The following is a 906-nucleotide window of genomic DNA, read 5'->3' as shown; positions in this document are numbered from 1 at the left end:
ACGATACTCAAGACCTGGCCCATCAGCTGGGGATGGCGAGCCAGCAAAAAGCGTAGCTGGAAAGGAAAGCTGAGCACCCACTGGCGAATGGGCTCCTTGGGGAAGACTTCGTCTATCAGCAGCGCCGCACTCTCGGCCATCCGGCGGGCACCGCAGCTAGGGCAAAAGCCGCGTCGTTTACAGCTGAAGGCGACCAGACGCTCGTGATGACAATCCTCGCAGCGAACCCGCATGAAACCATACTCCAGACGGCCACATTGGAGGAGGTCGTTGAATTCTTGTTGGATGTAGCGAGGCAGGTGTTGACCTTGGGCTTCGAGTGAGGCTTTGAAGGCTGGGTAGTGCTGCTCAACCAGCTGGTAGAGCAGCGTCTGGTCGGGTTGGTGGCGTTCGTAACCGTTTGTTTGAGTGGGCGATTGACTCGCCGTGGCGTTCCTTGCCAGCGACATGGGTATCCTCCGCTGATACTGTGGTTATGTACAGTATCAGCGGCTTGCGTTCAGACGTCCAGTCTGGCCCTAGACATCGCTAAATGCTTAACCCGCAATAGCCCTCACGAGTTGTTATCAGCCACTACCGGTTGAGCGAGAAGGTTTTGGGTTCAGGGTGCTATTGCTCCACCAATCACAATACTGAAGCCCCAACTGTTATCAGTTGGGGCTTTTTCTTGTCTGTTTGCGGCGGTTGCGTTTTATCGGTAGTCGTCGAGCTCTGCACCATCCCACATAAGAGCTTAACGGTGCGATCTTCAACGCCATCACACAAAACTTTCTTTTTCACGCACAGTCAACTTATTGGATGTTTTATTAACAACCCAAAAGGAGATATTTAGCGGGCGGCCGGAAGGTGAATGCTAGGCATGATCTAACCCTCGGTCTCTGGCGTCGCGACTGCGAAATTTCGCGA

Annotated in this window: 1 protein-coding gene; it reads right to left on the bottom strand. The window is 53.9% G+C overall.

Annotated elements, in window-relative coordinates; all coding sequences use genetic code 11:
* On the bottom strand, positions 1-449 hold a 449-nt coding region (locus R7R24_RS25435; RefSeq protein ID WP_276415914.1), incomplete at its 3' end, for a transposase zinc-binding domain-containing protein.
* Positions 450-906: the final 457 nt, after the last annotated feature.

It is taken from the genome of Vibrio sp. 704, assembly GCF_033339295.1.
Note: the sequence above shows the minus strand (reverse complement) of the source record. Positions and strands in the feature narration are given on the sequence as shown.